General features: G+C 63.6%; 16 protein-coding genes. 8 read left to right on the plus strand and 8 right to left on the minus strand.

The window, feature by feature from the left end:
• Positions 1-86 precede the first annotated feature (86 nt).
• The 4 genes from gpmI (at position 87) to PXK01_RS08870 (ending at position 5,108) form a co-directional block, all read left to right on the plus strand.
• Complete coding sequence (gpmI, locus tag PXK01_RS08855) at positions 87-1,604, plus strand: 2,3-bisphosphoglycerate-independent phosphoglycerate mutase (RefSeq protein ID WP_274859705.1); 1,518 nt, start codon at positions 87-89, stop codon at positions 1,602-1,604.
• Positions 1,601-2,761 carry a murein hydrolase activator EnvC family protein gene (locus PXK01_RS08860; protein ID WP_274847552.1) on the plus strand — a complete coding sequence of 387 codons (1,161 nt, stop codon included), beginning with the start codon at positions 1,601-1,603 and terminating at the stop codon, positions 2,759-2,761. Before gpmI ends, PXK01_RS08860 begins: the two co-directional genes overlap by 4 nt.
• A 7-nt stretch (positions 2,762-2,768) precedes the next feature.
• The gene (locus tag PXK01_RS08865) at positions 2,769-4,106 is read left to right on the plus strand and encodes a S41 family peptidase (RefSeq protein WP_274859707.1); all 1,338 of its coding nucleotides are present in this window, start codon (positions 2,769-2,771) and stop codon (positions 4,104-4,106) included.
• Positions 4,107-4,358: 252 nt separating this feature from the next.
• Positions 4,359-5,108: a phosphate ABC transporter ATP-binding protein gene (locus PXK01_RS08870; RefSeq protein ID WP_274859708.1), complete on the plus strand. Its 750-nt coding sequence runs from the start codon at positions 4,359-4,361 to the stop codon at positions 5,106-5,108.
• Between the two features lie 104 nt (positions 5,109-5,212).
• Here the strand turns inward: PXK01_RS08870 and PXK01_RS08875 are convergent, their stop codons facing one another.
• The 7 genes from PXK01_RS08875 to PXK01_RS08905 form a co-directional block, all read right to left on the minus strand.
• Positions 5,213-5,734 carry a hypothetical protein gene (locus tag PXK01_RS08875; RefSeq protein ID WP_274847550.1) on the minus strand — a complete coding sequence of 174 codons (522 nt, stop codon included), beginning with the start codon at positions 5,732-5,734 and terminating at the stop codon, positions 5,213-5,215.
• A gap of 291 nt (positions 5,735-6,025) precedes the next feature.
• A complete protein-coding gene (locus tag PXK01_RS08880; protein WP_274859709.1) occupies positions 6,026-6,349 on the minus strand; it encodes a 4a-hydroxytetrahydrobiopterin dehydratase in 324 nt (107 codons plus the stop codon).
• Positions 6,346-7,533: a GNAT family N-acetyltransferase gene (locus PXK01_RS08885; RefSeq protein ID WP_274859710.1), complete on the minus strand. Its 1,188-nt coding sequence runs from the start codon at positions 7,531-7,533 to the stop codon at positions 6,346-6,348. The genes PXK01_RS08880 and PXK01_RS08885 overlap by 4 nt, the downstream gene beginning before the upstream one ends.
• Before the next feature lie 57 nt (positions 7,534-7,590).
• Complete coding sequence (locus PXK01_RS08890; RefSeq protein WP_274847546.1) at positions 7,591-8,364, minus strand: glycerophosphodiester phosphodiesterase family protein; 774 nt, start codon at positions 8,362-8,364, stop codon at positions 7,591-7,593.
• Positions 8,361-8,819 carry a RidA family protein gene (locus tag PXK01_RS08895; RefSeq protein ID WP_274847545.1) on the minus strand — a complete coding sequence of 153 codons (459 nt, stop codon included), beginning with the start codon at positions 8,817-8,819 and terminating at the stop codon, positions 8,361-8,363. Before PXK01_RS08895 ends, PXK01_RS08890 begins: the two co-directional genes overlap by 4 nt.
• A 101-nt stretch (positions 8,820-8,920) precedes the next feature.
• Positions 8,921-10,225: an HlyD family type I secretion periplasmic adaptor subunit gene (locus PXK01_RS08900; protein WP_274847544.1), complete on the minus strand. Its 1,305-nt coding sequence runs from the start codon at positions 10,223-10,225 to the stop codon at positions 8,921-8,923.
• Positions 10,222-11,955 (minus strand): type I secretion system permease/ATPase, encoded by a 1,734-nt coding sequence (locus tag PXK01_RS08905; RefSeq protein WP_274859711.1) that lies wholly within the window; start codon positions 11,953-11,955, stop codon positions 10,222-10,224. The genes PXK01_RS08900 and PXK01_RS08905 overlap by 4 nt, the downstream gene beginning before the upstream one ends.
• 188 nt (positions 11,956-12,143) lie before the next feature.
• Between PXK01_RS08905 and PXK01_RS08910 the strand changes: the two genes are divergently transcribed.
• Together PXK01_RS08910 and PXK01_RS08915 are read left to right on the plus strand one after the other, a co-directional pair.
• Positions 12,144-12,908: an MlaA family lipoprotein gene (locus PXK01_RS08910; RefSeq protein ID WP_274859712.1), complete on the plus strand. Its 765-nt coding sequence runs from the start codon at positions 12,144-12,146 to the stop codon at positions 12,906-12,908.
• 2 nt (positions 12,909-12,910) lie between these two features.
• Positions 12,911-13,498, plus strand: coding sequence for an MlaC/ttg2D family ABC transporter substrate-binding protein (locus PXK01_RS08915; RefSeq protein ID WP_274859714.1), 588 nt, complete (start codon positions 12,911-12,913; stop codon positions 13,496-13,498).
• 242 nt (positions 13,499-13,740) lie between these two features.
• Here PXK01_RS08915 and PXK01_RS08920 read toward each other — a convergent pair whose 3' ends face one another.
• Complete coding sequence (locus tag PXK01_RS08920; RefSeq protein WP_274859715.1) at positions 13,741-15,990, minus strand: transglycosylase domain-containing protein; 2,250 nt, start codon at positions 15,988-15,990, stop codon at positions 13,741-13,743.
• 300 nt (positions 15,991-16,290) lie between these two features.
• On the opposite strand from PXK01_RS08920, the gene PXK01_RS08925 reads away from it, so the two are divergent.
• Positions 16,291-16,629, plus strand: a complete 339-nt coding sequence (locus PXK01_RS08925; protein WP_274847540.1) for a P-II family nitrogen regulator — start codon at positions 16,291-16,293, stop codon at positions 16,627-16,629.
• A 25-nt stretch (positions 16,630-16,654) separates the two neighbouring features.
• Positions 16,655-17,974 carry an ammonium transporter gene (gene amt, locus PXK01_RS08930; RefSeq protein ID WP_274847539.1) on the plus strand — a complete coding sequence of 440 codons (1,320 nt, stop codon included), beginning with the start codon at positions 16,655-16,657 and terminating at the stop codon, positions 17,972-17,974.
• Positions 17,975-18,309: the final 335 nt, after the last annotated feature.

The following is an 18,309-nucleotide window of genomic DNA, read 5'->3' on the forward strand; positions in this document are numbered from 1 at the left end:
GCGCTAACGGCGGTTTCCCAATCCGCGGCAAGCCTGTAGAAGGCATCTCAACGCTGAAACAGCCCGATCATGGCGGAGACCTACCGATGAGCAGACCCAAACCCGTTGTTCTTTGCATTCTTGACGGCTGGGGCACAGGGGAGCCGGGGGTGGCCAATGCGCCCCATATGGCCAAGACGCCCACCTTCGATGCGATCATGGAAAAGGGCCCCACCGCGCGGCTGATCACCCATGGGCCGGATGTGGGGCTGCCCTCGGGGCAGATGGGCAACTCCGAGGTGGGCCACACCAATATCGGCGCGGGCCGGGTGGTGGCGATGGATCTGGGCCAGATCGACCTTGCCATCGAGGATGGCTCCTTCTTTCAGAACGGCGCCCTGCAGGACTTCATCGCCAAGCTGAAGAAAACAGGCGGTGCCGCGCATCTGATGGGGCTGGTCTCGGATGGCGGCGTACACGGGCATATCATCCATATCCTGGCGGCGATCAAAGCGATCCGGGATGCGGGCGTGCCGGTCTGGCTGCATGCGGTCACCGACGGGCGCGATGTGGCGCCGAAATCCGCCTATGGCTATTTCGAAGAGCTGAAAGAGAAGATGCCCGAGGGCGCCCGCATCGCCACGGTGACGGGGCGCTATTACGCCATGGACCGCGACAACCGCTGGGAGCGGGTGAAAGAAGCCTATGATGCCATGATCAAGGGCGAGGGCCGCCGGGTGCGCGGTGCCCATGACGCGGTGGATCATGCCTATAACCAGTCCGAAACCGATGAATTCATCGGCGCCAGCGTGGTGGCGGGCTTTGAGGGGGTGAAGGACGGCGACGGCTTCTTCTGCCTCAACTTCCGCGCGGATCGTGCGCGCGAGATCCTGCGCGCCATCGGGGAGCCGGGCTTTGCCGATTTCGACACCGGCGCGCGGCCCGATCTGGCGGCGCTTCTGGGCATGGTGGAATACTCTGACGGTCACAACTCCTATATGACCACCTGCTATCCCAAGGCGCCCATCGTCAACACCCTGGGGGAATGGGTCGCGAAACAGGGGCTGACCCAGTTCCGCCTGGCCGAGACGGAAAAATATCCGCATGTGACCTTCTTCCTCAACGGCGGCAAGGAAGAGCCGGAGGTGGGCGAGGACCGCTACATGCCGAAATCGCCAAAGGTCGCGACCTACGATCTGCAGCCCGAGATGTCCGCCCCCGAGGTAACCGAGAAGTTCGTCGAGGCGATCGAGAAGGGCTATGACCTGATCGTCACCAATTACGCCAACCCCGATATGGTCGGCCACACCGGAGACATCAAAGCCGCGATCAAGGCCTGCGAGGCAGTGGATCAGGGGCTGACACAGGTCGTCGCCGCGCTGGAAAAGGCGGGCGGCGCCATGCTGGTGACGGCGGATCACGGCAATTGCGAGGTGATGGTCGATCCCGTCACCGGCGGCGCCCATACCGCCCATACCACCAACCTGGTGCCGCTGGCGCTGGTGGGCGGTCCCGAAGGGGCGACCTTGCGCGATGGCCGCCTCGCGGATCTGGCCCCCACCCTGCTGGCGCTGATGGGCCTGCCCAAGCCGGAAGAGATGACCGGCGAGAGCCTGCTCGCATGATCCGGCGCGCCGCCAGCATTTGCCGCGGCCCCATCCGTGGTCTCGCGCTTTGCCTGGCACTGGCCGTGTCGGCGCAGGCCGAAACGGAGGCTGCGCGCGCGGCGCGTCAGGCGGCAGAGCAGTTGGAAGCGGCCACCCTGCAACTGGAAGAGGCCGGCAGCGCCCGCGACCGGGTCAAGGCGCTGAGCGAGACCATCCGCGCCTATGAGGCGGGGCTGGCCGCCATGCGCGACGGCTTGCGCGGCGTGGCGCGGCGCGAATCCCAGCTTCTGGCGCAGCTCAGCGCCCGCGAAGATGAGGTGGCCGAACTCCTGGGCATCATCCAGACCATCGAAACCTCTTCCGCGCCTGTGCTGATGCTACACCCCTCGGGGCCGCTGGGGGCGGCGCGCTCGGCGATGATGCTGGCCGAGGTGACACCGGGATTGAACGCCCGGGCCGAAGCCCTGCGCGGCGACCTGGAAGAGGTGCAGACCCTGCGCCTGTTGCAACAGGCAGCGGCGGACAAGCTGCGACTGGGCCTCAGCGGCATTCAGAGCGCCCGCACGGACCTCTCTACCGCCATTGCCGACCGCACCGATCTGCCGAAACGCTTTACCGAGGACCCGATGCGCACCGCGGTACTGATTTCCTCGACCGAGACGCTGACCGGCTTTGCCAGCGGTCTGGCGGAGATTGCCGAAGGGGAGGTGATCGAAAGCCAGGCCGATGTCAGCGACCTGCGCGGCACGCTGCCGCTGCCGGTCGAAGGGTTGGTGCTGCGCAGCTATGGCGCGCGCGATGCAGCCGGGATTGCCCGCCCCGGCATCCTGGTGGCGGCGCGTCCACGGGCTCTGGTGACCTCTCCCACGGCGGCGACGATCCGCTATCGCGGGCCTCTGCTGGACCTCGGCAATGTGATGATTCTGGAGCCACAGCCCGACACATTGTTCATCCTGTCGGGCCTGGCCGAGGTCTATGGCGCGGCAGGTGAGGTCATCCCCGAGGGCACTCCGGTCGGGCTGATGGGCGGTCAAAACCCCCAGGTCAGCGCGATTTTGTCACCAATTGGTGAAGGGGGTGGAACTGACCGCACAGAAACGCTCTATATAGAAGTCAGAATGGACAACAGTCCGGTGGATCCTGAAACATGGTTCGACGCCGGAAAAGGTGGATGAAGGTTTCATGAAAAAATTTGCGATGGCCGCATTTGGCGGCACGCTGGCAGGGATCGTGGCAACCACATATGTGGCAGGCCCTCTTCTGGCCCAGGAAGGCGCCCGCGAGGCGACAGTCTATGAGCAGCTGGATCTATTCGGCGATATCTTCGAGCGGATCCGCGCCCAATGTGTGGAAGAGGTCGACGAGAAAGAGCTGATCGAGGCGGCCATCGGTGGCATGCTGTCGTCGCTGGATCCCCATTCCAGCTACCTGTCTCCCGACGATGCGGCCAGCATGCAGGTGCAGACCAAGGGCGAATTCGGCGGCCTGGGGATCGAGGTCACCCAGGAAGAGGGCTTCGTCAAGGTGGTCTCCCCCATCGATGGCACCCCGGCGGATGAGGCCGGCATCGAGGCGGGCGATTTCATCACCCATGTGGATGGCGAAAGCGTGCTTGGCCTGTCGCTGGACGAAGCGGTGGACATGATGCGCGGCCCGGTGGGATCGGAGATCATCATCACCGTGGTGCGCGAAGGCGAGTCGGAGCCCTTTGATGTGTCCATCATCCGCGACACCATCAAGCTCACTGCCGTGCGCGCCCGCACCGAGGGCGACACCGTTGTGATGCGCATCACCACCTTCAACCGCCAGACCACGCCCAACCTGGAAAGCGGCCTGAAGGAACAGATCGAGGCCGCGGGCGGCATCGACAAGGTGAACGGCATCGTGCTGGATCTGCGCAACAACCCCGGTGGCCTTCTGACCGAGGCGATCCAGGTGGCTGACAGCTTCCTCGACAGTGGCGAGATCGTCTCGACCCGGGGCCGCAACCCGGAAGATGGCGAACGCTTCAATGCAACGCCGGGCGATCTGTCGGGTGGCAAACCCATCGTGGTGCTGATCAACGGCGGCTCGGCTTCGGCCTCGGAAATCGTCGCAGGCGCCCTGCAGGATCACCGCCGCGCCATCGTGGTGGGGACCAAGAGCTTCGGCAAGGGCTCGGTGCAGACCGTGATGCCCCTGCGCGGCGATGGCGCCATGCGCCTGACCACGGCGCGCTACTACACGCCCTCGGGTCGCTCGATCCAGGCGCTGGGTGTCAGCCCCGATATCGTCGTGGAACAGCCCCGCCGCCGCGTCGGAGCAGAGGAAGAGGACGCCTCGGCCGCGAACCGCTCCCGGTCCGAGGCGGATCTGCGCGGTCGTCTGAACAATGACAGCCTGACCGAGGACGAGATCCGCCAGATCGAAGAGGATCGCGAAAAGGCCGAAAAAGCCGCCGAGCTGCGCGAACAGGATTACCAGCTGGCCTATGCCATCGACATCCTGAAGGGCCTGTCGGCGCTGGGTCCGAACGACTGATCCGGTTTCCGATGAAAGACAGGAAGGGCCGCTCCGATGGGGCGGCCTTTTTTCTTGGCATGCCGACCTTGTTTGTAACGGCCAGATGAAGTTTTTGCGAAGAATCTCCGCCCTTGGGTTCAGATCAATTTCCCGGGCGGTGAACCTGATTTTGGTACCTCAAGTGCACCGAAACAGGAGGCCAGAATGCTGGACGGCATGCCAAAACCGGTTTCGCACAAGTCGCGGAGCCACTCTAATAGCGAACCGATCATGGAGATCCGTGATCTGAACCTCTGGTACGATGAGACACATGCGCTGAAAGGGGTGAACTTCGACCTTTACCGCTCTGAGATCCTGGCCTTCATCGGCCCATCGGGATGCGGCAAGTCCACGGCCTTGAAATGTCTGAACAGGATGCATGACGACACGCGGGGCGTTCGCATCGAAGGCACCATCGTGATGGATGACAGCGACATTTACAGTGCCAGGATCGACCCGCCTCTCCATCGCCGCCGCTTTGGCTGGGTGGCACAAAAACCGAACCCATTTCCGTCTTCCATCTGGGAAAACGTCGCCTATGGGCCTCGCATCCACGGCTTGGTGCGCAGCCGCGCCGAGATGAAAACCCATGTCGAAGATTGCCTGCGCCGGGCGCATCTGTGGGACGAGGTTAAGGACGATCTGCACAAGAAAAACGGCACCGACCTGTCAGGCGGGCAACAACAACGGTTGTGCATTGCCCGTGCCCTGTCGACGCAGCCCGACGTTCTGCTGATGGATGAACCAACGGGGTCCATTGATCCGGTTGCAACCGCCAAAATCGAAGAGCTGCTCCTGAGCCTCAGGAGAGATCATTCAATCGTCGTGGTGACGCATTCGATGATGGAGGCCCGGCGCATTGCCGATCGGGTCGCCTATTTCCACCTGGGGGAACTGTTGGAGCTGGGACCGACCGAAAGGTTGTTCACCGCTGCCCAAAATGAAAAAGCCCGTGCTTTCATCCTGGGGAAGTTTGGCTGACAGCCTATCCCGGCCATGCTGGGATAGACCTGTTTGTCCTGCATACATCCGAAGGCGGACCGGGCCAAACCTGCAGAGAGATACCCCTTGGTCAGGTCGGGACGCTACTCCAGATCGACGAAGATCTGCGAGGCGACTCCGGCTTCCAGCAGGGCGTCCTTGATCTGATTGATTGCATTGACGTCGGCCGAGCTGACGACGACCACATCATTGACCACCAGCGAATAGAGGGGCGCATCGGGAGCCAGGTTTGCCAGGTATTTCTCGGCCGCCAGGCGCGACTTCGGCCCCCACTGCCCGTCATGGGCGACACCGATCGTATACTGCGCGTCCATAGTCAGTTCCTTGCTGACGGGGGTGCCCGCGTTCAGATCGGCCAAAACCTTTTGCAGCTGCGCGGTATCGGTGATGCGATCGGGAATGAACACATTGGTGCAGGTCTCGACATCCCGGTATTTGGTGACGGTGCTTTTGCTGGTCTCATTGGCCACGGCGCCGCCAACGATGGCCCCGACGGCCGCACCGGCGTTCTTGTCGGTCACCACCCTGCCGATCACGCCACCCACGATCGCGCCGCCGATGATCTTTTCGGGGCTGCCCCCCTTCACGGTTTCCTGATACGGCACCTTCCGTGTCTCGCATCTCACCTCGTATGAGCCTGCGAATGCCTGAGATGCCATCAGAACAGCCGTTGCTGCTGTCGCCCAAACCCTCATGTGTCATTCCTCCTTCATGCAGGTCGATATGGTCTGCCCCCTGCCATCTCCAATTGCTGGCAGTTCTCCCCCGGCAAGACAGATGCTGGCACCGGGGATCCGGGCGACCGATTCAATCTTGTCGCCAACGCCCGTGGCGCTCAACCGGTAATCATGTCTCAGGCAGGTATCCGCTCGTTCCAGGGCCGGGCCCCACAAACCCTAGGCCATCTCCGGCTGCCGGGTAGAGGCTTCGGCCAGCCCGTCCATCTTGCGGGCGAGTTTTGCATCCAGCGCGCTCAGCCCGCCCACATCATGGGTGGCCAGCACCACCACGACCCGGTTGTAGATATTGCTCCACTCGGGGTGGTGGTTCCACTTCTCGGCCCAGATCGCGGCGCGGGTCATCCAGCCAAAAGCCGCATCAAAGCTGCAGAACGTATAGGTCTTGGTGATGGCGTCGCGCCCCTCCACCATGCTCCAGCCCGCCCGAAACAGTGGATCCAGCAGCGGACCACGGGCGGCATCTGACAGTTTCTCGCTCATTCCTGTTCCTCCACTTGGGCCTTTCTGAAGGGACCATAGTCCGTCAGGATCTCGATCTCCTCTTCCACGGCGGCGCGTTCGGCCTCCAGATAGCGCCTGACGGCATCGGCAAAGCCCGGATCGCCAATCCAGTGCAGGGAATGCGTCTGGGTCGGCAGGTAGCCGCGCGCAAGCTTGTGCTCCCCTTGCGCCCCGGCCTCCACACGGGACAACCCCATGGCGATGGCCCTCTCGATAGCCTGATAGTAGCACAGTTCGAAATGCAGGAAGGGGTGATGTTCGATGCAGCCCCAATAGCGGCCGAACAGAGTCTCGCGCCCGATGAAATTGAGCGCGCCCGCAATGGGGCACCCGTCCCGCTCGGCCAGGACCAGCAGCATATCCTCGGCCATGAGCTCATGCGCGATATCGAAGAACTGCCGCGTGAGATAGGGCGTGCCCCATTTGCGGCTGCCGGTGTCCTGGTAGAAGGCCCAGAAGGCATCCCAGTGTTCGGCCCGGATATCGGCGCCCGTATAACAGCTGATCTCTCCGCCAAAATCCTGCGCCGCCCGCCGTTCCTTGCGCAGGGTCTTGCGCTTGCGCGACGACAGCGCCGCGAGGAAGTCTTCGAAATCGCGATAGCCGTCGTTCAGCCAGTGATACTGCTGGGTGGCGCGGCTCATAAGGCCCATTTCTTCGCCGATCTGAGCCTCCGCTTCCGTGCAGAAGGTCACATGCAACGACGACAGCCGATTGTCCGCCGCCAGCTGCACCGCGCCCTGCACCAGTGCGGAATGGCCGATGCCTTCATATCCGGGGCGCACCAGGAAGCGCCGCCCGGTGGCGGGGGTGAAGGGCACCGCGATCTGCAGTTTGGGATAGTACCGCCCCCCTGCCCCCTCATAGGCATGGGCCCAGTTGTGATCGAAGATATATTCGCCCTGGCTGTGCGACTTGGCAAAAAGCGGCGCGCAGGCGATCAGTACCCCGTCCTGATAGGCGGCCAGATACTGCGGCTGCCAGCCGGTGCCGCGCCCGACAGATCCGCTTTGCTCCAGCGCCAGCAGAAACCGGTGGGTGGTGAAGGGATCGAGCGGCCGCCCGCCATCGGCGGCCTCGGGGCAGGCGCAGGCATCCCAGTCGCGGCCCGCGATCTGCGCGAGGCTGTCCAACACCCGGATTTCAATCTGTGCCTGCTCCATCTGCCCGTTTTGGCCCTTGCTGTTTTGCCTCAGTATCTGGCCCCTGGCGGGCAGGGATCAAGTCGGCAGGGCGGAAAGATAACCTTCAAAGGTCACATTGTCGGCAAGGCCGCGCGCGGCTGCTTCTTCTGCGGGCGAGGTGATCGTCCAGCACAGGACCGGCACGCCTGCATCCCGCAGGCCCTGCACGCGGGGACGAGCCAGATCCGCGGCCTCATGGCTGATGAAACAGGCATCACTGCGTTCGAAATCGGGGATGTTGCGCAGGTCGTGGCACACGGCGCGGGGCAGTTCCGGCCAGTCTTCCGGCACATAGGCGCTGGTGACGATGCCGCGCGGGATCTGCGGCGCCAGCGCTGCCAGCCGTTCCACCGAATGAGGGTTGAAGGACATCAGCGCCACATCGCCCCTGTATCCTTCCAGTCCCTTGACCGCCGCAGCCTCCAGCGGGCCGATCTTGCGCCCCATCTGCCCGTCCTGATCCTTCACCTCGATCAGCAGCGGCACCTGCCCGGCCACCAGGTCCAGCACCTCGGCCAGATCCGGGATGCCCTCGCCATCGCCGCCTTTCAGGGCAATGGCGCGCAACGCCTCCCGGCTGCGGGCGCGCACCGGGCCGGTCTCATCCGTCAGCCGGTCGAGGTCATCGTCGTGGAACACCATCGCGCAGCCATCCGACGACAGCTGCAGGTCGATCTCGATCGCATAGCCAGCGGCAATCGCCGCGCGGATCGCCGCGCGGCTGTTCTCGGGGCGACCCTTCGCGATGTCATGCAGCGCACGATGGGCCACCGGCAGGCGCAGCAGGGACTGCGGCAGGGACGGCCTCATTTGATCTGGAACACCGCGTCGATTTCCACCGCGACGCCCAAGGGAAGCGAGGGGCTGCTAACGGCAGAGCGCGCGTGACGCCCTGCATCGCCCAGGGCTTCGACCAGAAAATCGGAGGCCCCGTTGACCACCTGCGGCTGCTGGGTGAAATCGGCAGTGGAGTTTACAAAGGCGCCCAGTTTCACCACCCGCACCAAGCGTTCCAGATCGCCGCCACAGGCCGCTTTCAGCTGCGCCAGCAAGGCAATGGCGCAGCGTTTCGCCGCCGCCTGCCCGGCCTCTACGTCCATATCATCGCCCAAGGTGCCGGTGATCAGCCCGTTTTCGTCGGCCGAGATCTGACCCGAGACATAGACCATATCGCCCGCCACCACGTAAGGCACGTAGTTCGCCGCCGGTGCCGGGGCTTCGGGCAGGGTGACGCCCAATTCTGCAAGTCTGGCTTCGATGCTCATGATCTATGTCCTCCGGATCTGTATCTGGAGGCGACGCTAGCGCCGATGCGCCCGGGCGAAAAGAGCAAAACCGCCCCGGCATCACGCCAGAGCGGCACGCATCAGCTTTCCCGGAAGGCCTTCACGAAATAGTCGGCAAGCGGCTTCACCAGATAGCCCATGGGAGAGCGGTCATTGGTGCGGATATAGCTTTCCACCGGCATGCCCGGGATCAGCACCGCGCCTTCAGGCAGGCGTTCCAGCTCGCCCTCGTTCAGCTCCACCTCGGCCCGGTAATAGGACAGGCCGGTGCCCTCCTGTTCAAAGGCATCGGCAGAAACTTGGGTGACCTTGCCGAACAATTCCGGCGTCTGGCGCTGATCCAGCGCCGAGAACCGCAGCGCCGCCGATTGCCCGACAAAGATCTGGTCGATATCCGTCGGCGCCACCTGCACAGCGATCACCAGCGGACGATCCTGCGGCACCAGGTACAGCACCGGCTCCGCCGGGCGGATGACCGAGCGCGGCGTATGCACCTGCATCCCGTAGACCACGCCCGACACCGGCGCGGTGATATGAAGCCGGTTCAGCCGCTCCAGGATCGAGCGACGGGTCTCGGCCAGCTCCAGCTCCTGGTAGCGCAGGTCGCGCAGGCGGGTGATCGCCTCTTCGCGCTGCTGGGTGCCCAGGGTCAGGATCTGGATGTCGATCTCGGTGCTGCGCCCCTCGGCCTGGGCCTGGTTGGCCAACAGCTCTCCCAAAGAGCCGCCCAGGTTCGCCTCGGTGCGGCGCAGGTTCAGGACCGTGCCCGCCTGAGCCAATCCGCGCTCCAGCAGGGTTTCCTGATTCTTCAGTTCCTGCCCGATCAGCTCCAGCTGCACCCGCATCGAATCCTGCTGGGCCTTGATGCCGACGATCTGATCCTGGATCTGTGCGCGGCGCTTTTCCAGCTGCTCGATCTCGCGGGCGGTGGATTCGCGGCGGGCGAAAAACAGCCGCTCCTGCCCGTCCATCAGGTCGCGCACTTCGGCCCGCTCTGAGGCAAGCGCCAGAAGCTCGGGATCAAAGGTGATCTCATCGGCTTCGTCGCGCTCGGCCTCCAGCCGCCCGCGCCGCGCCATCAGTTCAAACAACTGGCCTTCGGTGATGATCAGCTGCGAGGTGAGATCGGTGGCATCCAGGCGCAACAGGATATCGCCGGCGGCAACGGTATCGCCCTCGTCGACGCCGATCTCCGCGACAATACCGCCATCCAGATGCTGTACCACCTGTCGGTTGCGATCCACCTCGATCCGGCCGGTGGCGATCACCGCCCCCGCAATCGAGGACATCACCGCCCAGGTTCCAAAACCGCCGACCAGGACCAGAAGGCCCAGCAGGCCGATCATCAGGGGGCGGCGGGCGGACCAGTCCTGTTCCACGCTCATTGCACACCTCCGGCGGATCGCGCCTGTTGAATGTTCTGATGGTTGGCCACCATTTCCTTCAGCACCTTGTCCTTGGGACCGAAGGCGGTCTGCATGCCCTGATCCACGACCAGCAACAGGTCACACTCCTGGATCGCCGCCGGGCGGTGCGCCATGATCATCACCGCCTTGTTCTCGGCCTTGAGCTGCTTGATCGCCTGGTTGAGCGCCACGGAGCCGTCGTTGTCGAGGTTGGAATTCGGCTCGTCCAGGATCACCAGCACCGGATCGTCGAACAGGGCGCGCGCCAGCGCAATGCGCTGCATCTGCCCGCCCGACAGGCGCCCGCCTCCGGCAGAGACCGGCGTATCATAGCCCTCGGGCAGCTTGACGATCATGTCATGGGCGGCGGCCTTCTTGGCGGCGGCCACGACCTTTTCGGAATCCGGTTCCGGGCTGAGCCGGGCAATGTTCTGGGCGATGGTGCCATCGAACAGCTGCACCCGCTGCGGCAGGTAGCCGATGTGCCGCCCCAGGACATCCGGCGCATATTGATCGATAGAGGCCCCATCCAGCCGCACCGTGCCGGCAGCCGGGCGCCAAGCCCCGGTCAGGGCCTTGGCCAGGGTGGACTTGCCCGATCCCGACGGCCCGATCACCCCGATGGCCTGCCCCGGTTGCACCCGGAAGCTCACGTTGCGCAGCAAGGCGCGGTTTTCGCCGGGTGCCACCACCGCGAGACCCTGCACTTCAAGCAGCGCCTTGGGTTGCGGCAGGGCGGTGCGCTCCTGCTCGGGCGGGACCTTGGCCAGCAGCTCTGCCAGGTTGTCCCAGCCCTTCATGGCGCGCTGCACCAGCGGCCATTGCCCCAGGCCAAGTTCGATCGGCGCCAGGGCACGGCCCATCAGGATGGACCCGGCAATCATCGCGCCGGGCGTCATTTCGCCCTGCAGCACCAGATAGGCCCCAAGCCCCAGCATCGCCGATTGCAGGAACAGGCGCAGGGTCTTGGTCAGGGTGGTGAAACTGCCACCGGTGTCATTGGCCAAAAGAGTGTCGCGCAAGGCGGCCACACGCGCCTTGCTCCAGCGGCGAAAGGCAGCCTCGCGCATGCCCATGGCCTGGATCATCTCCGCCTCGGTGCGGATTTCCTCGGACATCAGGTTCGCCTTGTGACCCGACATGCTGGCCTTTTGCTGCGGCGCCCGGCTGAACAGCTGGTTGAGCAGCGCAATGACGATCAGGACCGAGCCGCCACCCAGCGCCAGCAGGCCCAGCCAGGGGTGGAACAGGGCGATGCCCGCAAGGAACACCGGCGTCCAGGGCAGATCGAAGGCGGCGCCCAGAACCGGAGAGGAAATCAGCCGCTGGATCGATTCAAGGTCATTGAGCCCGGTCTGCGCCACCGGATCGCGCGCCACCGCCGAGCGACGAATCATCGCGTCGAACACCCGCTGATCCAGTTCCGCCTGAAACCGCGCCCCGGCGCGGGCCAGGATCCGGCCCCGGGCGTAGTCCAACAGGCCCATCATGCCATAGAGGAACACCACCAGAAGCGACAGCGCCACCAGGGTGGCCTCGGAGCGGCTGCCCAGGACCCGGTCATAGACCTGCATCATGTAAAGAGGACCGGTCAGCATCAGCATATTCACGAAAAAGCTGAAAATGCCGGTGGACCAGTACAACCCACGGCTGCGCCGCCGCACGGCACGCAGCTCATCTAACCCAGATTTGATGTGTTTTTCGCTCATGTCCGGATCCGATACCTGTTCAACGGCCAAAGTTCATATTAAAGCGGGGGAAGCGGCTGTGCGCTGGATACATGTTTCAAAATTGCCACAGTCATTCAATCAAAACCTTGTACGGGTGGGATACAGAAATTTTCCCAATATTTCCCCAAGGTGTGCACCAATTCTGGACCAAGGAAAACCCGGATCCGATGTCATTGTCTTCTCGTTCATATTTTTCCGTGTGCGCCCTGCTGATTTCGGGGCTCCTTGTCTCCGGCTGTGCAACGCAGGATCCTGCGGCGAAGGCTGCGGGTGAGATCTTCGATCCGTATGAGAACACCAACCGCGCCGTTCACAGTTTCAACCGCGGCGTCGACCGGATTGCCTTTCGCCCGGCCTCCAAGGGGTATGTGGCAATCGTCCCCGATCCCATGGTGACCAGCTTCTCGTATTTTGCCGAAAACCTGTCGATGCCCGGCCAGGCCGTCAACGCTCTGCTGCAAGGCAACCTCAAGGAAGCGGGCACTGCCCTGGCCCGGTTTGCAATCAACACCGTCGTGGGGGTTGGCGGCCTGTCCGACCCCGCCAGCGCCTTTCACATCCCCGAGGTCGATACCGATTTCGGGGAAACCCTGCATGTCTGGGGTGTCAAAGAGGGTGCCTATGTCGAGCTGCCGGTTTTCGGCCCCTCCACGACCCGCGACGCGGTCGGCGTCTTTGTCGACTTTTTCACCAACCCGATCTCATATGCTAAGCATAGTCCTGCCGATGACATCGGGATCTACGCGAAGATCGTTGATCAGCTTGGCGATCGTGGCAGATACTCCGATACGATCGACTCCATTCTTTATGAAAGCGCCGACAGCTATGCGCAGGCGCGCCTGATCTACCTGCAGAACCGTCGCTTTGAACTGGGACAAAGCGCGGAGATTGCCGAGATCGATCCGTTTGAACTGGATACCGAAGGGTTTTAACGATGCACCGCCGTATGTTTCTCGCCGCCGCCGCCGCCGCAACATTGACGGCCCCGGTGGCACTGTCTGCCCTGGATGAAAACTCCGCCAGCCGCCTGATCGGCAACCTGGTGACCGACATCAACAAGGTGATCGCCTCCGGCAAGTCGGAAACCGCGATGTACCGGGATTTCGAAAGTATCTTCGGGCGCTACAGCGACACCTCCTATATCGCCGCCTATGCCATGGGCGTGGACGGACGTCGCGCCAGCAGCGCCCAGAAACGGGCCTTCTCCGACGCGTTCCAGGGCTACATCTCCCGCAAATATGGCCAGCGCTTCCGGGAATTCATCGGTGGTCGGCTGGAGGTCACCGGCGTCAAACGGGTCAAGAAGTGGTACGAGGTTTCGACCATCGCCTACCTGCAGGGGCAATCACCGTTCGAGGTGACCTTCCTGGTCTCCGACCGCTCGGGCAAGGATCTGTTCTTCAACATGTACATCGAAGGCGTGAACCTGCTTCTGACCGAGCGCACCGAGATCGGTGCCCTTCTGGATCGCAACCGCGGGGACATCGACAAGATGATCTCGGAGCTGAAGCGCCTGAGCTGATCTGCCTTAGATCCCACTTGGAGGCCGAAGGCCTCCCGCCCGGAGAGCGACATTTGAAAATGCCTCTCTCCCGTTGGGCCCGGCGCCGCGCGACGCGCGGCGCTGTCCGTCTTGCGAAAGGACGCTTTGCTTGAATTGGGAGAGCGGGAGCGCCGTGCGTAGCGCGGCGCCGGGCCCAACCGCATCTGTGGTCCGTCAGGACAACTGAGGTGGGCGGGAGATCCCCCTCCCCTTAGCCGGGATCAATTCCCGAAGAGGTCACGTAAGATGCCGTCCACGGCCCGGCCCAACTCCTGCCCCAGGCGCGGCCTGTTGCCCCGCTCCGAAGTAGGCTGCTGCGGCACCGCAACCGGTACCGGCTCCTGCAACGGCAAGGGTTTCGGCTCCAGACCCGCATGCACCCGCACCATGGCCTCGTGCCAGATCTCGGCCGGAAGACCGCCGCCCGTCACCCCGGTCAGCGGCGTATTGTCATCATAGCCCATCCAGACACCCGCCACATAATCGGCGGTGAACCCGATGAACCAGGCATCCCGCGCCGCCTGGGTGGTGCCGGACTTGCCCGCCGCCTGCCAACCGGGGATCTGCGCGCGTTGGCCGGTGCCTTCGGCAATCACCTTCTCCATCATCCAGACCAGTTGTCGCGCCGCTTCGGGGCGGATCACCCGTTCCCCCATGCCGCCGCTGGATCCCATCAAAGGCTCGCTATCCCCCACCAGGCTGAGCGAGGTCAGCCCGTAGGGCGTCACCGAAGAGCCACCGTTCAGGATCCCCGCATAGGCGCCTGTCATCTCCAAAAGCGTGCTTTCCGAGGCCCCAAGCGCCAGCGCCGGCCCCTCGGCCATCTCGTTGTCGATGCCGAAATCGCCCGCCACACGGCGCACCAGATCACGGCCAACGGCTTCGGAGATCTTTACCGCCGGGACATTGAGCGAATCCCGCAAGGCCTGCGTCAGGGTGATTTCGCCATAGTATTTGCGGGTGTAATTCTGCGGACACCATTCCCCCGAACCGGGGATATCCAGGCAATAGGGCGCGTCCAGCACCTTATCGAGCGGCGAATAGCCCAGCTCCAGCGCGGTGGCATAGACAAAGGGCTTGAAGGCCGACCCGGTCTGCCGTTTTGCCTGGGTGGCCCGGTTGAAGACCCCCGACACCCGCGTCTTGCGCCCGCCCACCATGGCACGTACGGCACCATCGGCACTCATCACCACGATGGCGGCCTGGGCCTTGGAGCCTTCGCGCACCTTGGTGGAGAAGACATGTTTCATCGCCTCCTCGACCGCTGTCTGCAGGCGTTGATCCAGCGTCGTGCGGATCACCACGTCCTCGGAGGTCTGATCGCCAAAGTAGCTCGGCACCGTATCCATCACCCAATCGGCAAAATAGCCACCCGCGCGCGCGTCTGCCGCCTCGCTCAGCTCGGCCGGGTTGGTCTGACCCAGGCGGGTTTCCTCGGCCGTCAGATACCCCTGCTCATGCATCAGGCGCAGAACCGTGGCGGCGCGATCCTGCGAGCGTTTGAGGTTGTTCGTCGGCGCCAGGGAAGACGGCGCGGTCAGAAGACCCGCGATCATCGCGCCCTCGGCCGCGCTCAGCTGGTTTGCGGATTTGCCGAAATAGCGCTGCGCGGCGGCCTCGGCGCCATAGGCGCCACCGCCCATATAGGCGCGGTTCATATAGATCGAGAGGATCTCGTCCTTGGAGTATTTGGCCTCCATCGCCATGGCATAGACGGCCTCGGTCGCCTTGCGCCACAGGGACCCCTTGCGGCAGTCGGCCTCATAGGCGCGTTCGCTCTCCCAGACGTCCGGGTCATAGACCTGGCCGAGGCACAGCAGTTTCGCCGTCTGCTGGGTGATGGTGGAACCGCCATGGCCAGACAGAGGACCGCGCCCTTCGCTGAGGTTGATGCGCACGGCGCTGGCAATCCCGCGCGGGGAGATGCCGAAATGGCGGTAAAACCGCTTGTCCTCGGTGGCGACCACCGCGTTCTTCAGGTGTTTCGAGACGGTTTCAGTGGTGACGACACCGCCGAACTGATCCCCGCGCCAGGCAAAGACTTCGCCCTTTTCATCCAGCAAGGTCACCGATCCGCGGGCGCGGCCATCCAGAAGCTCGGCAACCTCCGGCAGCTTTGCGTATTGATAGCCGACCGCCAGGACGACAATGCCGGTACAGACCAGCCCGACCCGCCAGGCAAACCCCCAGACCAGCCGGAAGGCCCAGCGGAACGGCGCCAGCATTACCCCCAGGACACCGCGCTTCGCGCGCCCAGAGCGCCTGGGCGCGGGTTTCGGCTTGCGCGGAGCTGCCCGTTTCTGGGAGGGAGGCTTCTTGCCGCCACCAAACAAACGCGCCAGCAGACCGCCCGCCTCCGGCTTCTTCGCCTTGGCAGAGGCGCGGCGCGTCGAGCCGCCCCCCTTTCGGGATCCACCCTTGGGATAGCGTTTATCCGCCACCAGTGGCCTGCGCCCTGATCCTTGTGCCATATCCGTATCCTGCTCGGCGCCTTGTCACCCGGCGGCCCGATGCCACCCGATGCTGCGCAATCTGCCCGTTTTGGACACAATAGTCCCTTGCCCCTGCTTTGTTGAGGGGCAGTTTTGCTGCAAACTCCCTCCTCACAGCGCACAAAAAGCGGGCATTGACCACTTTTTAAGCAAAATATTTAGGCCGAGACCGCTCCACCCCCCTTCAAAACCAGCCCCTCCGGTTCCCCCGACTCGGGGGCGCCGCTTTTCTGCAGGTGCGAATGGAGCGGAACAGACGGTCCAGGAAAGGGTGTCGAGATGAAAATGATCATAGCAGCCATCAAACCCTTCAAACTCGAGGAGGTCCGCGAAGCGCTGACCAAAATCGGCGTTTCAGGTCTGATGGTAACGGAAATCAAGGGCTTTGGAGCCCAGGCAGGCCACACGGAAATCTACCGTGGCGCGGAATACGAAGTGAACTTCGTCCCCAAGGTCAAACTGGAAATCGTGGTGCCGGGCGAACTGGCCGACCAGGTGGTGGACACCATCTCCTCGACCGCGCGCACGGGCAAGATCGGCGATGGGAAGATCTTTGTCCTGGATGTGGCACAGGCCGTGCGGGTGCGCACCGGCGAAACCAACCTCGAGGCGCTTTAAGCGTCCGTTTCGGAGGAAAATACAGATGCGTAAACTGAAACTCTCACTTGCCGCTGCAGGCTTTGCCGCCCTGCCGGGCCTGGCGCTGGCCCAGGACACGGCTGCGGCAGCCCCGGATATCAACCCCTACATCTTCACCACCCTGCTGTTCCTCATTGGCGGCTTCCTGGTGTTCTGGATGGCGGCAGGCTTTGCCATGCTGGAAGCGGGCCTGGTGCGTTCCAAGAACGTGACCATGCAGCTGACCAAGAACATCGCGCTGTTCTCGATCGCGGCCATCATGTACTGGCTGATCGGCTTCAACCTGATGTATCCGGGCGACTGGGTGATCTCGGGCGTGATGGGTCCGTGGTTCTCGGTGACCTCTCTGGAGCCCGTTGGCCTGGGCGCGGCGGATGCCTCGCTTGACTATGCCTCTGTCGGCTCGGACTTCTTCTTCCAGCTGATGTTCTGCGCCACCACCGCCTCGATCGTGTCGGGCACCCTGGCCGAGCGCATCAAGCTGTGGCCCTTCCTGATCTTCGTGGCGATCCTGACCGGTATCATCTACCCGATCGAAGCCTCCTGGCAGTGGGGCGGCGGCTTCCTCTCCGAGATGGGCTTCTCCGACTTCGCCGGCTCCACCCTGGTGCACGCGGCAGGCGGTTTCGCAGCCCTGGCAGGCGCCCTGATCCTTGGCCCGCGTATCGGCAAGTACAAGGACGGCAAGACCATCCCGATGCCCGGTTCCAACCTGGCCCTGGCCACCTTGGGTACCTTCATCCTGTGGCTCGGCTGGTTCGGCTTCAACGGTGGCTCGCAGCTGGCGATGGGCACCGTGGGTGATGTGACCGACGTGTCGCGCATCTTCGCCAACACCAACATGGCCGCTGCCGCCGGTGCTGTCACTGCCCTGCTGCTGACCCAGGTGATGTTCAAGAAGCCCGACCTCACCATGACCCTGAACGGCGCCCTGGCCGGTCTGGTGTCGATCACTGCAGGTCCGCTTGACCCCTCGCTGTTCGGCGCCCTGTGGATCGGTGCAGTTGGCGGTGTGATCGTGGTCTTCGTGGTTCCGATGCTGGACAAGCTGAAGATCGACGACGTGGTCGGCGCCATCCCGGTGCACCTGGTTGCCGGTTTCTGGGGCACCTTCGCGGTTCCCTTCTACACCGAAGGCACCTCCTTCGTGACCCAGATCATCGGCTTCGTTGCCATCGGCGCCTTCACCTTCGTGGTCTCCGGCATCGTCTGGCTGATCCTGAAGGCCACCATGGGCATCCGCGTCTCCGAAGAGGACGAGATCAACGGTCTCGACATGTCGGAGCTGGGAATGGAAGCCTATCCGGAGTTCAAGGCAGGCTAACCCCAGCCTCCCTGACACAGACCAAAAGAACGCGGCCTCCCGGGGCCGCGTTTTCTTTGCTTCAGCCCGTTTCATCCAGCATCGGACAATCCCTCCCGCCCATTCCGGCAAAGGCAAAGCCTGAGCCTCCACAGTTGGGCATAGCGCCGCTAACGCGGCGCATACCGCACTCAAATGCCGACGCCCTCTAGCGCACCGCGGGTCAAGGGCCGCGCCAGCGGCCACGCGCAGCGCGCGGGGTTCCCTTGAGGCGTGGTGCGCTGCCATTCACAATGAGCATGGCGCGTTTAAGGGCAAAGCTGCCCTTAAACCGCTTCTCAGCGAAATCCCTTGCG

Source organism: Phaeobacter sp. PT47_59 (assembly GCF_028890025.1).
GTDB lineage: Bacteria > Pseudomonadota > Alphaproteobacteria > Rhodobacterales > Rhodobacteraceae > Phycobacter.